We start from the raw sequence: 17,347 nt of genomic DNA on the forward strand, positions 1-17,347 counted from the left end.
CCCGCCGGTACCCGTGGCCGGAAATCGACAAACCCGACCACCGGTTTGCCGACCGGGCGCGGGGGAACGGTCAACCGGGAACCCACGACGCGGAGGAGGACGAGATGCCCGGGCGCGAGGTACTGCCCAGCACGCTGCGACGCTCCCCCAAGAAGGCGCAGCGCACCTGGGAGAAGACGCACGACTCGGCCGTGGAGACGTACGGCGAGGGGGAGCGGGCCCACCGCACCGCCTTCGCCGCCGTCAAACACGAGTTCGAGAAGGTCGGCGACCACTGGGAACCCAAGGGCCGTAAGGGACCGAGCGACCGCCAGGCGGCTGGCGGCGGACCGGGGCGCCGGGCACCCACGGCCGGCGGGGTGGACGCCAACGCCACCAAGGACCACCTGATGAAGGTGGCCCGCAAGCTGGACGTCCCCGGCCGTTCGACGATGACGAAGCCGGAACTGGTCAAGGCCATCGAGAAGGCGAACAACCGCCAGACCGCCAGGGCCCGCGGCCGCTGAGCCGACATTTCGGGTACGCGACACAGGGGCTGTCCGCGAGCGGACAGCCCCTGTGTGTGTCTCGATAGCCCCTGCCAAACCTCACCAGTGCCCGCCGCCGGGCGCCTCGATGTGGACCGCCTTCGTCGCGGTGAACTCGTCCAGCAGCTCCGGTCCGTAGCCGTAGCCGTGCCCGCTACCCCGGCGCGGGTGCGCGGCCCCGCCCGGCGCCCCGCCGAACACGGCGTTGACCTTCACCGTGCCCACGGGCAGCTCCCGCCAGGCGCGCTGGGCGTGGCTCATCGACCCGGTCAGCACCGTCGCGGCCAGCCCGTACGGGGAGTCGGCGGCGCACCGCAGCGCCTCGGAGAACGAGTCGACGGTGACGATCGGGGCGACCGGCCCGAACGTCTCCTCCCGCACCACCGTCATCTCGTGCCGACAGTCGCCCAGCACGGTCGCCGGGTAGAACGACCCGGGGCCGTCGGGCAGCGTGCCGCCGGTGCGGATCCGCGCGCCCTGGGCCACGGCCGCGGTCACCTGCCCGTGCACGTGGTCGCGGTGCCGCCGGTCCACCAGCGGCCCCAGCTCGGTCTCCGGGTCGCCGCCGGGGCCCGTACGCAGCCGCTCGGCCCGCTCCACCAGCGCGTGCGTGAAGTCCTCCGCGACGTCCCGGTGCACGTAGATCCGCTCCACCGCGACGCAGATCTGCCCCGCGTTGGCGAACGCCCCGAGCGCCGCCTGCCCGGCCGCCCACACCGGGTCGACGTCGCCGTCCACGACGAGCGGGTCGCTGCCGCCGTTCTCCAGCAGCACCTTGGCTCCGGTCCGCGCCGCCGCGGCCGCGATGGCCCGCCCGGTGGCGGTGGAGCCGACGTGGGCGACGACGTCCACCTGCTGTGCGGCCAGCGCCGCGCCGACCTCCGGACCCCCGGTCAGCAGCGACAGCACCCCGGGCGGCAGTACCGAGTCCAGCGCCTTCGCCAGCAGCCAGCCCGTCGCCGGAGCGCGCTCGCTCGGCTTGTGCAGCACCACGTTGCCGGTGACCAGGGCCGCGCCGAGCAGCCCGCAGGAGACCGCCACCGGGTCGTTCCACGGGGTGATCGCGGCGACCACGCCACGCGGCTGTGGCGTCATGAAGTCGAGGGCGTGGGTGTCGCCGTGCAGGGTCCGCCCGCCGCGCACGGGGGCCAGCTCCGCGTACTGTCGCAGCGTGCCGATCCCCGCCTCCACACCGCCGCGGGCGTCCGACAGGGGCTTGCCCATCTCAGCCGTCGTCGCCCTGGCGAGGTCGTCGGCGACCGCCGCCACGGCGTCCGCCGCCCGGTGCAGGGCCGCCGCCCGTTCCACGGGCGCGGTCGCCGCCCACTCCGCCGCGGCGCCGCGCGTCGCCTCCACCGCCTTGCCGACCTCGTCGGCCGTCGCCACCGGCGCCGAGCTGACCGGGGAGCCGTCGGCCGGATCGTGTACGACCAGCTCGCCACCCTCGCCGCCCGCGCCCCACACTCCGCCAATGAGCTGCGCAACCGTGTACATGGCAGTGCATGCCCCGGTCCCGGCGCGGCAAACGCGTTTCGCCCGGTTGCTGGCCGGGTAGGCGGATCGGATGAGTTCCCCCGGCGCGGAGAGCGCGGACGCCGTCGTCGTCGGAGCCGGACACAACGGCCTGGTCGCCGCCAACCTGCTGGCCGACGCCGGTTGGGACGTGCTGGTGCTGGAGGCCACGGCCACGCCGGGCGGGGCGGTGCGCTCGGCCGAGGTGACGGCTCCCGGCTACCTGAGCGACCTCTACAGCTCCTTCTACCCGCTCGGCTACGCCTCGCCGGTGCTGCGCGGGCTGGGGCTCGACCGTTACGGGCTGCGCTGGCGGCACTCCCCGGACGTGCTGGCCCACCTGCTGCCCGACGGCCGGGCGGCGGTGCTCAACCGCGACCCGGAGGCCACGGCGGCGTCGCTGGAGGCGTTCGCGCCGGGCGACGGCAAGCGCTGGCTGCACGCGTACGACGACTGGCGCCAGGTGGCCGGGCCGATGCTGGAGACCATCACCACGCCGTTCCCGCCGGTGCGCGGGGGCCTGAGCCTGCTGCGCCGGCTGCGGGTGGCCGGGGCGCTGCGGCTGGCCCGGCGGCTGGTGGTGCCGGTACGCAAGCTCGGCGACGAACTCTTCGAGGGCGAGGGCGGCCCGGCGTTGCTGGCCGGCTGCGCCCTGCACACCGACCTTTCACCCGAGGAGGCCGGCTCGGGCGTGTACGGCTGGCTGCTCGCCATGCTCGGCCAGCAGGTCGGCTGGCCGGTGCCGGACGGCGGCGCGCAGAAGATCACCGACGCGCTGGTGGCCCGGCTGACCGAGCGCGGCGGCCGGATCCTCTACGGCGCACACGTCGACCGGGTGCTGACCGCGCGCGGCCGGGCGATGGGCGTGCGTACCGTCGGCGGCACCCTGTGGCGGGCGCGCCGGGCGGTGCTCGCCGACGTCCCCGCGCCCGCGCTCTACCTCGACCTGGTCGGCGCGGCGGCGCTGCCGCCCCGGCTGGTGGAGGACCTGGCGCACTTCCGCTGGGACGGCTCGACGCTGAAGGTGGACTGGGCGCTGTCGGCCCCCGTGCCGTGGACCAACCGGGCGGTCGCCACCGCCGGCACGGTGCACCTCGGCGCGGACCTGGACGGGCTCACCAGCTATGCCGCCGCGTTGGCCCGCAAGGAGATCCCGCGCGACCCGTTCCTGCTGCTCGGGCAGATGTCGGTGGCCGACCCGAGCCACTCGCCGCCCGGCACCGAGTCGCTGTGGTCGTACACCCATCTGCCGTTCCGCCGGCAGTGGCGGGCCGAGGACATCGCCGCGCACGTCGAGCGGATGGAGCAGGTGCTGGAGGAGGCCGCACCGGGCTTCCGCAGCCTCGTCATCGGGCGACACGTGGCTGGGCCGGCCGACCTGGAGGCGGGCGACCCGAGCCTCGTCGGCGGCGCGTTGGGCGGCGGCACCGCCGCCGCGTACCAGCAGCTGTTCCTGCGCCCGATCCCCGGCCTGGGCCGCGCGGACACCCCGGTGGACCGGCTCTTCCTGGCCAGCGCGTCGGCGCACCCGGGCGGCGGCGTGCACGGCGCCCCCGGCGCGAACGCCGCCCGCGCCGCCCTGGCCCGCGACCGTGCCCTCACCGGCCCGCTGTACGCGGCCGGGATCGAGGCGGCGCACCGCGCCGTCTACCGCTGACGCCAGCGGCGCCCCGACCCCACGCCGCGCGGCCGCTCCAACCGGATGACGACCCGGCGGGAGGTGCCGTCCTCGGCCGCCGGCCGTTTTCGGCCGCCCGTAGCCTTCGGCCGGTCCCGCGGCCTCGGCTTCGGCCTGCTCGCCCCGCTCCGTCCGCCTGCCCGGTCACACCAGCATGCTCCGCCTGTCTCGCGAGTCCCCCGGTTTCCGCCGGCCCGCTGGTCTCCCGGCGGTCCCCCTGGCCTTCTCCATCGACAGAGTCCGATCCTGGTCGCGGTGAGCCGGGGCTTCCCGCGATCGCCTTCGGCGGAATCTGCGCGCGTGGGCCTGACGCCAGCCGCCAGATGCGCGGAGAAGCTCTGGCACCGAGCCGCTCATGGATGCATCTGACTACGTAGGGTGAGGATCTGGCGGGCGGTCGGGAATCCTGGCTCTGCCCTTTGCTCTGCATCCGCATACGCAACGGTTACTTAAGGTGACCATTGATTGACGGCGCAACCGTGTCGAGAATTGCATAGCACCAGCTCAGCGGGGTGGTGCGTCCATGGCTGCAGAGCAAAGGGCCGATAGGGGTGGTCCGAGGCTCCTGGATGGAGACTACCCACAGTCAAATTACGTACGGTAACCGCATGCTCAGTGAGGACGGTCGGGGTGGGGTGCCTGAGGTCGTTCGCAAGCCGCCGCGACCGCCGACCGCCGCGCCGCGACCAGCCGACGGCCTTGCCGCCGCGCTCGGCCGCGACCGCCGCGACCGCCGACGGCCGTGCCGCCGCGCCCACCGTGCGACGAGCGCACTTGCCGATCCGGGTAGCGCCGAGGCCCCGCTCGCTGATCCCCTGCCGTGGGCCGAGGCCACGTGTCATCCGATCCGCCGGCCGTGAAGGCCCCGGCCCTGCCGCGGCCTCGGGCCTCACCCACTGCCGGCCTCGCCCCGCTGCCGGCCTCAGCCGCCCCACACTGCCCTGCCCGCAGCCGTACCGGCGCGTGGGCCAGGCTCGCCCGAGCCGCCCGCCAGCCTGGGGCGGGGCAAGGCCGTGAGGCGGCAGGGCCGGGGCGGCGGCCGTGGCGGGGCCGGGCCCGGCAGGCGGAAGCAGGCAGGGCTGAGTCACGGGGCAGGGTGGGGCGGCGGCGGACCGCAGCGACCCGAGGGAGCCCGGGACCGGAGGGCCGCAGGCTCCGGGCGGGGTCAGGGTTCGATGTTGCGGTGCTTGCTGCGCAGCTTGAACGGCATCAGCGCGCTCTCGATCTTGGTCGCGGTGGTCATCTTGGAGGCGCCGTCGCGCCGCTCCTCGAAGCGGATCGGCACCTCCAGGATGGTGTGCCCCAGCTTGGTGGCCAGGTAGTGCATCTCCACCTGGAAGCTGTAGCCGTTGGACTGCACCCGCTCCAGGCCGATGTCGCGCAGCGCGTCCGCCCGCCAGATCTTGAAGCCGGCGGTGAGGTCGCGGATCCGGACCCGCAGCAGCGTGTGCACGTACAGGTTGGCCCAGCCGCTGAGCGCCCGTCGGTACAGCGGCCAGTTCTCGTCCAGCTCGCCGCCGGGTACGTAGCGGGAGCCGATCACCACGCCGGCCTGGGTGGAGAGCAGCGCGCCGAGCATGCCCGGCAGCGCCTCCGGCGGGTGCGACAGGTCGGCGTCCATCTGCGCCACGTACTCGGCCCCGCCGTCGAGGGCGCGCCCGATGCCGTCCACGTACGCCCGGCCCAGGCCCTCCTTGCCGGCCCGGTGCACGACCTCGACCCGGTCGGGGTGCTCGACGGCCAGCTTGTCGGCCACCTCACCCGTGCCGTCCGGCGAGTTGTCGTCGGCGACCAGGATCTTCAGGCCCGGCAGCGGCAGGGCCAGCAGCCGCTCGACCAGCACCGGGAGGTTGCCCGCCTCGTTGTAGGTGGGAACCACGACGGTCAGGCGTGCGTCCCGCCACGGCACGGGCAACTGCACGGGTTCGATCATGTCGGACATCCTCGGTCGGCGGACAGGGCTCCCTGAGAGCGTAGCCAGTTGCCACATCCGGGTCGAAAAGGCCACCCCTACCGCCCCGTCTTCCCGCCCCCGGCGAGGACGGATCCGGGTCAGCGGAGGCGTCGGGCGAGCGCGGTGAGGGCCACCGTCAACCCCGCCAGGGCGATGCCGGAGACGGCCGGTTTGTGCGTACCGACCCACAGGGCGGCCGAGCGGCCGCGGGCCCGGTCGGTGAAGACGCCCTCCGCGCCCCGGTCCCGTTCGTCGTCGCCGGGGCTGTCCAGGTTGTCCCGCCAGGCGGCCGGGTCGATCGGGGTCTCGGTCTGCTGGCTGTCGTAGCCGTCGCGCGCCAGCTTCCGGTCGAGCAGGCCGGGCGCGAGGATGTCGCCGAGCCGGGCCCGCCAGGTCGGGCCACCCACGTTCAGCTCGCGCGGCCCGTGCTCGGCCGCCCAGACGATCGCCCTGGCGGCCACGTCGGGCGCGAAGATCGGCGGTACGGGCTGGGGGTGCCGGGGCAGCCGGGTGCGTACCCAGGAGAACTGCGGGGTGTTGATCGCCGGCAGCTGCACCATCGACAGCTTCACCCCCGGACAGTCGTGCAGCAGCTCCGCCCGCAGCGAGTCGTTGAAGCCCTGCACGGCGTGCTTGCTCGCGCAGTACGCCGACTGCAACGGGATCCCACGGTAGGCCAGGGCGGAGCCCACCTGCACGATCGCGCCCCGGCCACGGGCCCGCATGTGCCGCAGCGCCGCGAGGGTGCCGTGCACGGTTCCGAGGTAGTTGACCTCGGTGACCCGACGGAACTCGGTGGCCGGGATCTCCCACGCCGGGGCGAAGACCGAGACCATCGCGTTGTTCACCCACACGTCGATGCCGCCGAAGCGGTGCGCCACGTCGTCGGCGGCCTGCTGCACCGCGCCGGCGTCGGCCACGTCCACCCGGTACGTGCGTACGTCCGAGGCGCCCAGCTCCCGGCAGTCGCGCTCGGCGGCGGCCAGCCCGGCCCCACCCCGGGCGAGCAGCGCGAGCCGGGCACCGCGCTCGGCGTAGCGGCGGGCGACGGCCCGTCCCACGCCGGCGCTCGCCCCCGTGATGACGACGGTCTGCGTCATGCGTCGCCCTTCTGTCGCATCGCGATGTCGGCCAGCCTGGTGAGGGTCTCCTTGTTGCGCTGGTGCAGCACCAGGTCGTTGAGCTTGTTGCGCACCCAGCGCAGCGGGCCGGCGGCGAAGTCCTCGCCGAGGCGTACCCGGGTGGCGCCCGCGCCGGCCGCTTCGAGGGTGAACACCACGACGGCCTCCCCGGCCGGCCAGAGGCCGGCGCGGATGACCAGCCGGCGCGGCGGCTCGCAGGTCAGCACCGTCGACGAGTCGTGCAGCGACAACGGCCACGGTCCGGCCTTGTGGTGCAGCTGGCTGCCCACCCGGGGCCAGGCGTCGTCGACGTCGCGTACGTGCGCGGTGCCCACGACCCAGTCGCTGTACGTCCACCCGTCCGCCAGCACCGCCCAGACCTGCTCCGGGGAAGCCTCGATCACTTTCTCCACAATCGCCACTGCGCTCCCATACCCCGGCCGTACCGGGGGCTAACGGCGCCGGCGGGTTAGCTTCTCCCGGGCGACGGGTAACGGCACCTGCGGGCCGGCGTGGGGACACCGCTGGCGAGGGACGCGGCGGGGCGTTCAAGATGACGTTTACTCCCCGGGGCGCCGGGAACCCGCCGGCTGTGCGACAGGACCAGGTCGAGCCGGATCAGCGCAGGTCAGCCCGGGTTTTTGCCGGCGCTGACCGGGTCGCGTCCAGGCCCGTCCTGTTCGACGCGGTGCTGTTGGACCGCGACGGCACGCTCATCGAGGACGTGCCGTACAACGGCGATCCCGACAAGGTGCGGCCGATGCCCGGGGCACGGGACGCCCTGGACCGGTTGCGCGCGGCGGGCCTGCGGCTGGCGGTGGTGACGAACCAGTCCGGCCTGGCCCGGGGGCTGTTCACCGAGGGACAGATGCGGGCGGTGCACGCCCGGGTGGAGCAGTTGCTGGGGCCGTTCGACGCCTGGGCGGTGTGTCCCCACGACGACGGCGACGGATGCGGATGCCGCAAGCCGGCCCCGGGCCTGGTGTACGCGGCGGCGCGGCAGCTGGGCACCGTGCCGGCGCGGTGCGCGCTGGTGGGGGACATCGGGCGGGACATGACGGCCGCCTCGGCCGCGGGGGCCTCGGGGATCCTGGTGCCCACGCCGGTGACCCGCCCTCAGGAGGTGGCCGCCGCGCCGCAGGTCGCGCCCGACCTGCCGGCGGCCGTGGCGGAGATCCTCCGCCGCCAGGCGGCGGTCGACCCGGCCACCTACGGGCACGTCGACGCGCGGCGGGTGGGGACGGTGCTGGTGGTACGCGCCGACTCGGCGGGGGACGTCCTGGTCACCGGCCCGGGCATCCGCGCGGTGGCGGCCGGCGCCCGGCGCGTGGTGCTGCTGTGCGGGCCACGGGGGCGGGCCGCCGCGGAACTGCTGCCCGGCGTCGACGAGATCGTCGAACACCGGCTGCCCTGGATCGACCCCACGCCCGCCCCGGTCGACCCCGCCGACATGCGCCGGCTCGTCGACCGGCTCGCCGCCGTGGGCGCCGACGAGGCGGTCGTCTTCACCAGCTTCCACCAGTCGCCCCTGCCCCTGGCCCTGCTGCTGCGCCTGGCCGGGATCCGCCGGGTCAGCGCCATCAGCGACGACTACCCGGGCAGCCTGCTCGACGTGCGGCACCGGGTGCCGCCCGGCGTACCGGAAGCGGAGCGGGCGTTGTCGCTCGCCGCCGCCGCCGGCTTCGCCCCAGTCGAGCTCGACGGACCCGCGCCCCGCCTGCGTCCGGTGCCGGCGCCGCCGCCGGAGGTCGGCGCGCCGGGATACGTGGTGCTGCACCCCGGCTCGGCGGCGCAGGCCCGGGGCTGCCCGCCGGAGCTGGCCGCGCGGATCGCCCGCGCCCTGGCGTCCGCCGGCCACCGGGTGGTGGTCACCGGCGGCCCCGACGAGCGGGAGCTGACCGCATGGGTGGCCGGCGACGTCGCCGTCGACCTGGGCGGGCGTACCACGATCGCCGCGCTGGCCGCGACGGTCGCCGGCGCCGGCGCGGTCGTGGTCGGCAACACCGGCCCCGCCCACCTCGCCGCCGCCCACGGCGTGCCGGTGGTCAGTCTCTTCGCCCCCACGGTCCCGTTCGGGCAGTGGGGGCCGTGGCGGGTGCCAACGGTGCGGCTCGGCGACGCGGAGGCGGCCTGCCGCGGCACCCGCGCGGCGCGCTGCCCGGTGCCCGGACACCCCTGCCTCAGCGGCCTCGAACCCGACCAGGTCCTCGACGCGCTGCGGCTGCTCGGGGTGGACCCACCGGCCCGACCCGCGCCGAGGGCCGCCGACCGGGCGGCCGGCGTGCCGGCGGGGACCAGCACCGGCGGGAGCGGCCGATGAACCTGCTGCTCTGGCACGTGCACGGCTCCTGGACCACGTCGTTCGTGCACGGCAAGCACCGGTACCTGGTGCCCGTCACCCCGGACCGCGGCCCGTACGGGCTCGGCCGGGCCCGCACCTACCCGTGGCCCGACACGGTCGTCGAGGTGACCCCCGAGCAGCTGCGCACCGCCGACGTCGACCTGGTCGTCCTGCAACGCCCCGAGGAGCTCGACCTCGCCGAGCGGTGGCTCGGGCGCCGGCCCGGCCGCGACGTCCCCGCCGTCTACGTCGAGCACAACACGCCCAAGGACGGCGACGTGCCCGACAGCCGGCACCCCATGGCCGACCGCGACGACCTGCTCGTCGCCCACGTCACCGGGTTCAACGAGCTGTTCTGGGACACCGGCGCCACCCGCACCACGGTGGTCGACCACGGCATCGTCACCCCGGCCGTGGAGTACACGGGCGAACTGGACCGGCTCGCGGTGGTGATCAACGAGCCGGTACGCCGTTGGCGGGTCACGGGCACCGACCTGCTGCCCCGCTTCGCCGAGATCGCCCCGCTGGACGTCTTCGGCATGAAGGTCGCCGGGCTGGCCGGGCACCTCGGCCTGCCCGCCGACCGGATCGTCAGCCACGACGACGTGCCCCAGCACCGGATGCACGCCGAGCTGGGGCGGCGGCGGGCGTACCTGCACCTGTGCCGGTGGACCTCGCTGGGGCTGAGCCTCATCGAGGCGATGTCGATGGGGATGCCGGTGGTGGCCCTGGCCGCCACGGAGGCGGCGATGGCGGTGCCACCAGGGGCGGGCGCGCTGTCCACCCGGCTCGACACCCTGCTCGACGCCGCCCGCCGGTTCATCGACGAGCCGGCACAGGCGCGCCGGGCGGGGGAGCGGGCCCGCCTCGCCGCGCGGGACCGCTACGGCCTCGACCGTTTCCTCGCCGACTGGGACCGGCTGCTGGAGGAGGAAGTATGCGCATCGCGATGATCTCGGAGCACGCCAGCCCGCTCGCCATCCTGGGCGGCGAGGACGCCGGCGGTCAGAACACGCATGTCGCCGAGCTCTCCGCCGCCCTCGCGGCCGCCGGACACGACGTGCGGGTCTACACCCGCCGCGACGCCGTGGACCTGCCGGTGACCGTACGCAGCGCCGACGGCTACGACGTGGTGCACGTACCGGCGGGTCCGGCGGAGCCGGTCGCCAAGGACGCCCTGCTGCCGCACATGAAGGAGTTCAGCCGTTGGCTGGTCGAGCGGTGGCGGGGCGGGGACTGGATGCCCGAGGTGGTCCACGCGCACTTCTGGATGAGCGGCCTCGCCGCCCTGGCCGCCGGCCGGCAGACCGGGGTGCCGGTCGTGCAGACGTACCACGCCCTCGGGGCGGTCAAGCGGCGGCACCAGGGCGTGCAGGACACCAGCCCGGCCCGGCGGATCGGCTACGAGCGGGAGCTGGGCCGGGCCGTCGACCGGATCATCGCCCAGTGCCGCGACGAGGTCGGTGAGCTGGTCCGGATGGGCGTGCCCCGGTCCCGGATGACGGTCGTGCCGTCCGGGGTGAACCTGGGCACGTTCGCCCCGCTCGGGCCGACCGCCGAGCGGGAGGACGGCCGGCCGCGCATCCTGACCGTCGGCCGCCTGGTCGAACGCAAGGGCTTCCAGACCGTCGTGCGGGCCATGGCGTACGTGCCGGAGGCCGAGTGCGTGGTGGTGGGCGGCCCGCCCGCCGGCCTGCTGGAGACCGACCCGTACGCCCGCCGGCTGCGCGCCCTCGCGGTCAGCTGCGGGGTGGCCGACCGGGTGCGGCTGGTCGGCGCGGTGCCCCGCGAGGAGATGGGCCGCTGGTACCGCTCGGCGGACGTCCTGGTGGCCGCCCCCTGGTACGAGCCGTTCGGGCTCACCCCGCTGGAGGCGATGGCGTGCGGCGTGCCCGTGGTGGGCACCGCCGTCGGCGGGATCAAGGACACCGTGGTCGAGGGCGTCACCGGCGACCTGGTGCCGGCCCGCGACCCGCGTGCGCTGGGCACCGCGATCCAGGGGCTGCTCGACGACCGGATCCGCCGCTTCGCGTACGCGGCGGCGGCGCGGGAACGGGCCCGGCGGCGGTACTCCTGGGCGGCCACCGCGGAGCGGCTGGTGGAGGTCTACGGCGACGTGGCGGCCCTGCGCCGGCCGACCCGGGTGGTGGCCTGATGACGGCGGGCACCCCGCTGGACGCGCACCTGACGAACCTGGCGGCGGCGCTGGTGCCCTTCCGGCGGCACGAGCCGCTGCTGTCGAAGTGGGGGGCGGTGCTCGCCCGCCGGCTGGTCGACGGCGGCCGGCTGCTGGTGGCCGGCAACGGGGGCAGCGCCGCCGAGGCCCAGCACCTCACCGCCGAGCTGGTCGGGAAGCTGCGTGAGGACCGCCAGCCCCTGTCCGCCATCGCCCTGCACGCCGAGACCTCCGCGATGACCGCCATCGGCAACGACTACGGCTACGACGAGGTCTTCGCCCGTCAGGTACGCGCCCACGGCCGCGACGGCGACATCCTGCTGCTGCTGTCGACCAGCGGCAGCAGCGCCAACCTGCTCGCCGCGGCCCGCGCCGGGCGCGACATCGGGCTGACCTGCTGGGCCCTGACCGGCCCCGCCCCCAACCCGCTGGCGGAGCTGTGCCACGACGTGCTCGCCGTCGGCTCCGCCGACAGCCAGGTCGTGCAGGAACTCCATCTCGTGACCAGCCACCTCCTCTGCGAGTACGTGGAGCGGGCGCTGCCGGTGGCGTCGGCCGCGCCCGGGGCGCCCGTACGGACCGGGGTCGAGGTGGTGCTCGACGGCGGTGCAGGTCGGCAGGCCCAGACCGTGATGAGGGGGGAAGCGTGAGGGGACCCGTCGTGGTGGTCGGTGACACCCTGCTGGACCGGGACGTCGAGGGGGTGGTGAACCGGCTCTGCCCGGACTCGCCGGTGCCGGTGCTGGACGAGACCGCCCACGTCGACCGGCCCGGCGGCGCCGGGCTGGCCGCGGTCTTCGCCGCCGCCGCGCGGGGCGTCGACGTGGTGCTGGTGACCGCGCTGGCCGACGACGCGGGCGGCGCCCGGCTCAGCTCGTTGCTGGCCGACTCCGGCGTGCAGGTCTATCCCCTGGGGCTGCGCGGCGGCACGCCGGAGAAGGTCCGGCTGCGCGCCCGGGGCCGGGTGCTGCTGCGCCATGACCGGGGCGGGGCGGCCGGCACGCCGGGCGAGCCGTCGGAGGCGGTGCTGCGGGTGCTCGCGCGGGCCTCCGCCGTGCTGGTCAGCGACTACGGGCGGGGTGTCGCGCGGCAGCCCGCGTTGCGGGCGGCGCTGGCCGCGACCCGGGCGCCGGTGGTCTGGGACCCGCACCCGCGGGGGCCGGCGGCCGTCCCGGGGGTGCACCTCGTCACGCCCAACGAGTCCGAGGTGCGGGAGCTGGTCACGGTCGCGCCCGGCGCGACCCGGCTGGCGACGGCGTCGCGGGGCGCGCAGGGACTGCGCCAGCGTTGGCGTGCCGGCGCGGTCGCGGTGACCCTCGGTGGGGACGGCGCGCTGCTCTGCCACGCCGGCGCGACGCCGATGGTGGTGCCCGCCCCGGCCACCGCCGAGGGGGACACGTGCGGCGCCGGTGACCGGTTCGCGGCCACCGCCAGCCTCGCCCTGGCGCGGGGGGCGCTGGTCTCCGAGGCGGTGCAGGAGGCGGTGGCCGAGGCGTCGGCGTACGTTGCCGGCGGGGGAGTGGCGACGGCGCTGCCACAGTCGGTGCGCCCGCTGCCGCCGGCGGTCTCCAGCCCCGGCGGCGAGCGTGTCGGCGTGGCCGCGGCGGCCGGCGTGGTGTCGGCGGTACGCGCGTCCGGCGGCACGGTGGTGGCCACCGGCGGCTGCTTCGACCTGCTGCACGCCGGGCACGTGGCGACGTTGCAGGCGGCCCGGCAGCTCGGCGACTGCCTGGTGGTCTGCCTGAACTCCGACGCGAGCGTGGCGGGGCTGAAGGGCCCGGACCGGCCGGTGATCCCGCAGGGCGACCGGGCCCGGCTGCTCGCGGCGCTGAGCTGCGTCGACGCGGTCATGATCTTCGACGAGTCCACCCCGCACGCGGCGCTGTCCTGGCTGCGTCCGGACGTCTGGGTCAAGGGCGGCGACTACGCCGGCGACGGCGGCGAGCCGGCCCTGCCCGAGGCGGAGGTGCTGCGCCGGTGGGGCGGCAACGCCGTGGTGGTGCCGTACCTGGACGGCCGCTCCACCACCGGGCTGATCGCCGCCGCCCGGTCGACGGGCACCGCCGGGACGCCGCTCACCGACACCGTGCCGCCTGCCTGCGTGCCGCCGCCCGGCCCCGCCCCCGGCGGGACGCCGGCCGACGGTCCGACACGGGTGCGGGCCGGCCGACCGGCCCTCGGGGGACCGGGCGCGGCGGAGGGCACCCGATGAGCGCCGGTTCGCCCGGCGCGGGGCGCACCGTGCTGGTCACCGGAGGATCGAGCGGGCTGGGCGCCGCCGTGGTCGCGGCCGTGGCCCGTGCCGGCGGTCGGCCGCTGGTGCTGGACCGCCAGGCACCCGCCGACGGGGTGCCGTGGGTGGAGTGCGACCTGGCCGACACCCGCGCCGCCGAGGCCGCCACCCGGCAACTCGCCGAGCGGTCGGGCGGGCTGGACGCGGTGGTCACCGCGGCGGGAATGGACGTGCCGGGGAAGCTGGCGGACGTGCCGGGCGAGACCTGGGACCGGATCGTGGCCGTGGACCTGCTCGCCACGGCGGCCGTGGTGCGGGCCGCCCTGCCGTTCCTGGAGACCTCCCGGGGCAGCGTGGTCACCGTCGCCTCCACGCTGGGGGTCAAGGCCGTCGCCGACGCGACCGCGTACTGCGCGGCCAAGTTCGGGGTCGTCGGCTTCACCAGGGCCCTCGCCGCCGAACTGGCCGGCAGGGTCGGCGTCACGCTGCTCATCCCCGGCGGCATGCGCACGGCCTTCTTCGACGAGCGCGACGCCGCGTACAAGCCCGGTCCCGACGCCGTGCTGAACGACCCCGCCGACACCGCCGCCGCCGTCATGTTCGCGCTGTCCCAACCCGCCGGCTGCGCCGTACGCGAGATGGTCGTCTGCGCCGACCAGGAGACCTCGTACCCGTGATCCTCGTCCTGCGCGCCCTCGGCGTCGGCGACCTCGCCACCGCCGCCCCGGCCCTGCGCGCCCTGCGCGCCGCCCACCCCGACCGGCAGCTCGTGCTCGCCGCGCCCGGCTGGCTGGCGCCGCTGGTGGAGCTGGTCGGCGGCGTCGACCGGCTGGTGCCCACGGACGGGCTGGGCCGCCCCGGTGCGGCCCTGCGGAACCCGCGCGTCGCCGTCAACCTGCACGGGCGGGGCCCCGAGTCGCACCGGATGCTCGTGGGCACCCACCCGGGCCGGCTGCTCGCCTACGCCAGCCCGGAGGCCGGTCACCGCGACGGCCCCGACTGGCGCGCCGACGAACACGAGGTCGACCGCTGGTGCCGGCTGCTCGACTGGTACGGCATCCCCGCCGACCGCGCCGACCTGGACCTGTTGCGCCCGGCCCCCGGCGACGTCCCGACCGGCGTGACCGTGCTGCACCCGGGCTCCAAGGTCCCCGCCAAGCGCTGGCCGCCCGGGCGGTTCGCCGCGCTGGCCCGGGAGCTGGCCGCCCGGGGGCACCGGGTGATGCTCACCGGCAGCCCCGACGAGCGGGCGACGGCGCAGCGGATCGCGGCGGGGGCGGGGCTGCCCGCCGACGCGGTGCTGGCCGGCCGGACGGATCTGGGCCGGCTCGCGGCGCTGGTGGCGTACGCCCGGGTGGTGGTCAGCGGGGACACGGGCGTGGCGCACCTGGCGACCGGCTACCGCACCCCGTCGGTGGTGCTCTTCGGACCGGTCTCCCCGGCGCGGTGGGGGCCGCCGCCGGGCCGGGCCCGGCACCGGGCGCTGTGGGCGGGTGGACAGGGTTGGCCCAGGTGGGACGGGGTAGGAAGCCATCCGACGTTGGCGGCCATCGGGGTCGACGAGGTGGTGGCCGCCGTGGACGAGGTGGAACGGGCGGTGCGGGTGTCCGGTGCGGTTGCGGCGTAGTGATCCGGGCAGGCCGGGGTACGGGCGACGCCGGCGCGGCCGGGGCTGGCTCTTCCTCGACCCGTCCGGGCAGCCGGTACGTGACCCCGGCCAGCTGGGCCGGCTGCGTGAGCTGGTGATCCCGCCCGCCTGGCGGGACGTGTGGATCTGTCCGTACCCGAACGGGCACATCCAGGCCACCGGCATCGACGCGGCGGGGCGCAAGCAGTACCTCTACCACCCGAAGTGGCGCGAGAAGCGCGACGAGGCGAAGTTCGACCACGTGCTGGAGGTGGCCCGCCGGCTGCCGGTGCTGCGCGAGCGGGTCGAGCGTGACCTGTCCGGCCGGGGCCTGTACCGCGACCGGGTGCTGGCGACGGTGACCCGGCTGCTCGACATGGGCATGTTCCGCGTCGGCAGCGACCAGTACGCGGCCGGCGACGACCCGACGTTCGGGGTGTCGACCCTGCGCCCCGAGCACGCCCGTTCCCGGGGCGGCTGCGTGGTCTTCGAGTTTCCCGCGAAGGGCGGCGTCGAGCAGGTGCGCCGCATCGAGGACCCGGAGCTGTGCCGGGTGCTGATCAACCTGCGCCGCCGGCGGCGCTCGGCCGACCGGCTGTTCGGCTACCGCGACGGCGGGGACTGGCGCGACGTGCGCAGCGACGAGGTCAACGAGTACCTGCGCGACGCCAGCGGCGGCGAGATGACGGCGAAGGACTTCCGGACCTGGCACGCCACGGTGCTGGCGGCGACCGAGCTGGCGACGGTGGGCCCGCCGCGCTCGGCCACCGCCGGCAGGCGGGCGGTGGCGGCGGTGATGCGCGACGTCGCGGAGCTGCTCGGCAACACCCCCACGGTGGCGCGCACGTCCTACGTCGACCCGCGCGTGGTCGACCTCTTCCACGACGGCGTGGTCGCCCCGGTCGAACCCGCCACGCCCCGCGAGAAGGCCGAGCGGATCGTGCTCGAGTTGCTCCAGGACGCCTGAGCCGGCCGCCGGTGCGGGGACCGTCCCCGGTGGTCACCGGGCGGCCGCCCGCCTCCCCCGTGGCGGCGGGCGGCTCGCCGCGGCCCCCGTTGGCGATCCCGCTCCGCCGGTGCCGTGGCGGGCGGGGATCGGCCACCTCGGCGTCAGTCTGCCGCGACCGGGTTGACCGTGGACGCCGCCGGGTTGACTTCCCGTGCCGCGTCCTGCGCCTGGCCGGCCCGCCACGCCTGCGGCCCGACGCCGTGCGCCTTGCGGAAGGCCCGGCTGAAGTGCGCCTTGTCGGGAAAGCCCCAGCGGGCCCCGATCGCCTGGACCGGCTGGCCGCGCAGGCCCGGGTCGGCGAGGTCGTGCCGGCACCGCGCCAGCCGTAGCTCCCGGATGTACGACGCGACAGTCGACTCCTCGGCCTCGAAGAGCCGGTGCAGGGTACGCAGCGAGACGTGGTGCGCGTCCGCCACCACCTGTGGGCTCAGCGTCGCGTCGCCGAGGTGCCGCTGGATGTACGCCCGCATCTGGGTGACGACGGCGCGCCGGCGGGCCTCCGTCGGCACCGCGTCCTCGGCCACCAGGTGCCGACCCAGCATGGTGGACACCAGGTCGAGCCCGACGGTGCCGAGGCGGGGGGCGTCGGCGGCGTGGTACTGCTCGGGGTGGCGGGCGATCTGGAGGAGGAACTGGGCCAGCAGCGCGCCGATCCCCTCGGTGCCCGACATCCGGCCGCCGAGCAGCGGCGCCAGCCGGTCCGGCGACAGCGGCAGCGCGGCGTGCGGGATGATCGCCACGACCGAGCGGGCCGGCTGGCGGCCGCCGTCGTCGCCGACGTGCCGCACCCCGTGCGGCCGTGACCCGTCGTAGAAGATGAACTCGCGCGGCCCGAGCACGCTGCTCTTACCGGCCTGGCTGGCCGCGCCGTCGCCGTCGACGGTGAGCGCCAGCGTGTAGATCTCCGGGGCCGACTCGCGCACCAGCCGGGAGCTCCCGACGGCATCCAGGGACGGATACCGGTAGTTGACCACCCGGATGGGGTCGAGTTCGACGATCTCGGCCCGGGCGGCGAAGTCGTGCGCGTGCTCGGTGCGGATGCGCAGCGGCGACGCCGTACGCGCCACCAGGTCGAGCCACATCTCGAAGCGTTCGGCCGGCGGCACCGCAGTCGTGTCGACGGTGTTGCGCAGCAGCATCCGCTCCCCGTCCTCGCGCAGTTCGAGTGG

The 17,347-nt window shown here is 76.0% G+C and carries 14 protein-coding genes and 1 pseudogene; 10 read left to right on the forward strand and 5 right to left on the reverse strand.

The genetic code is table 11. From position 1 onward, the window contains the following. The first annotated feature begins 104 nt into the window (after window positions 1-104). Window positions 105-506: a ChaB family protein gene (locus tag CLT72_RS01130; RefSeq protein WP_101409137.1), complete on the forward strand. Its 402-nt coding sequence runs from the start codon at window positions 105-107 to the stop codon at window positions 504-506. A gap of 81 nt (window positions 507-587) precedes the next feature. On the opposite strand, the gene CLT72_RS01135 is transcribed toward CLT72_RS01130, so the two are convergent. Further along, window positions 588-2,021 carry an aldehyde dehydrogenase family protein gene (locus CLT72_RS01135; RefSeq protein WP_101409138.1) on the reverse strand — a complete coding sequence of 478 codons (1,434 nt, stop codon included), beginning with the start codon at window positions 2,019-2,021 and terminating at the stop codon, window positions 588-590. A 70-nt stretch (window positions 2,022-2,091) separates the two neighbouring features. On the opposite strand from CLT72_RS01135, the gene CLT72_RS01140 reads away from it, so the two are divergent. Next, window positions 2,092-3,696: a phytoene desaturase family protein gene (locus CLT72_RS01140; protein ID WP_101409139.1), complete on the forward strand. Its 1,605-nt coding sequence runs from the start codon at window positions 2,092-2,094 to the stop codon at window positions 3,694-3,696. Between the two features lie 1,186 nt (window positions 3,697-4,882). On the opposite strand, the gene CLT72_RS01145 is transcribed toward CLT72_RS01140, so the two are convergent. From CLT72_RS01145 to CLT72_RS01155, 3 genes are all read right to left on the reverse strand, one after another. Next, window positions 4,883-5,650, reverse strand: a complete 768-nt coding sequence (locus CLT72_RS01145) for a polyprenol monophosphomannose synthase (protein WP_101414861.1) — start codon at window positions 5,648-5,650, stop codon at window positions 4,883-4,885. Between the two features lie 119 nt (window positions 5,651-5,769). Continuing rightward, window positions 5,770-6,771: an SDR family oxidoreductase gene (locus tag CLT72_RS01150; protein WP_101409140.1), complete on the reverse strand. Its 1,002-nt coding sequence runs from the start codon at window positions 6,769-6,771 to the stop codon at window positions 5,770-5,772. Beyond that, window positions 6,768-7,196: an SRPBCC family protein gene (locus tag CLT72_RS01155; protein ID WP_308220769.1), complete on the reverse strand. Its 429-nt coding sequence runs from the start codon at window positions 7,194-7,196 to the stop codon at window positions 6,768-6,770. Before CLT72_RS01155 ends, CLT72_RS01150 begins: the two co-directional genes overlap by 4 nt. A 284-nt stretch (window positions 7,197-7,480) precedes the next feature. Between CLT72_RS01155 and CLT72_RS01160 the strand changes: the two genes are divergently transcribed. The 8 genes and pseudogenes from CLT72_RS01160 (at window position 7,481) to CLT72_RS01195 (ending at window position 16,136) form a co-directional block, all read left to right on the forward strand. Beyond that, the gene (locus tag CLT72_RS01160; RefSeq protein WP_250100636.1) at window positions 7,481-9,112 is read left to right on the forward strand and encodes an HAD-IIIA family hydrolase; all 1,632 of its coding nucleotides are present in this window, start codon (window positions 7,481-7,483) and stop codon (window positions 9,110-9,112) included. After that, entirely contained in the window at window positions 9,109-10,086 is a 978-nt protein-coding gene (locus tag CLT72_RS01165) for a glycosyltransferase (RefSeq protein WP_101409143.1), read from the forward strand. Before CLT72_RS01160 ends, CLT72_RS01165 begins: the two co-directional genes overlap by 4 nt. After that, on the forward strand, window positions 10,071-11,288 hold the full coding sequence (locus CLT72_RS01170) for a glycosyltransferase (RefSeq protein WP_101409144.1): 1,218 nt from the start codon (window positions 10,071-10,073) through the stop codon (window positions 11,286-11,288). Before CLT72_RS01165 ends, CLT72_RS01170 begins: the two co-directional genes overlap by 16 nt. Further along, window positions 11,288-11,959 (forward strand): SIS domain-containing protein, encoded by a 672-nt coding sequence (locus CLT72_RS01175; protein ID WP_486484163.1) that lies wholly within the window; start codon window positions 11,288-11,290, stop codon window positions 11,957-11,959. The genes CLT72_RS01170 and CLT72_RS01175 overlap by 1 nt, the downstream gene beginning before the upstream one ends. Continuing rightward, window positions 11,956-13,437: pseudogene (locus CLT72_RS01180) on the forward strand (PfkB family carbohydrate kinase); the annotation flags it as partial. The gene CLT72_RS01175 and the pseudogene CLT72_RS01180, both read left to right, overlap by 4 nt. A gap of 80 nt (window positions 13,438-13,517) precedes the next feature. Next, on the forward strand, window positions 13,518-14,219 hold the full coding sequence (locus CLT72_RS01185; protein WP_101409146.1) for an SDR family oxidoreductase: 702 nt from the start codon (window positions 13,518-13,520) through the stop codon (window positions 14,217-14,219). Then, window positions 14,216-15,169, forward strand: coding sequence for a glycosyltransferase family 9 protein (locus CLT72_RS01190; protein WP_101409147.1), 954 nt, complete (start codon window positions 14,216-14,218; stop codon window positions 15,167-15,169). The genes CLT72_RS01185 and CLT72_RS01190 overlap by 4 nt, the downstream gene beginning before the upstream one ends. Beyond that, a complete protein-coding gene (locus CLT72_RS01195; protein ID WP_101409148.1) occupies window positions 15,153-16,136 on the forward strand; it encodes a DNA topoisomerase IB in 984 nt (327 codons plus the stop codon). Before CLT72_RS01190 ends, CLT72_RS01195 begins: the two co-directional genes overlap by 17 nt. A gap of 143 nt (window positions 16,137-16,279) precedes the next feature. Here the strand turns inward: CLT72_RS01195 and CLT72_RS01200 are convergent, their stop codons facing one another. Beyond that, window positions 16,280-17,317, reverse strand: coding sequence for an AraC-like ligand-binding domain-containing protein (locus CLT72_RS01200; protein WP_101409149.1), 1,038 nt, complete (start codon window positions 17,315-17,317; stop codon window positions 16,280-16,282). Window positions 17,318-17,347 lie beyond the last annotated feature (30 nt).

The sequence above is a fragment of the Micromonospora sp. CNZ309 genome (assembly GCF_002846525.1).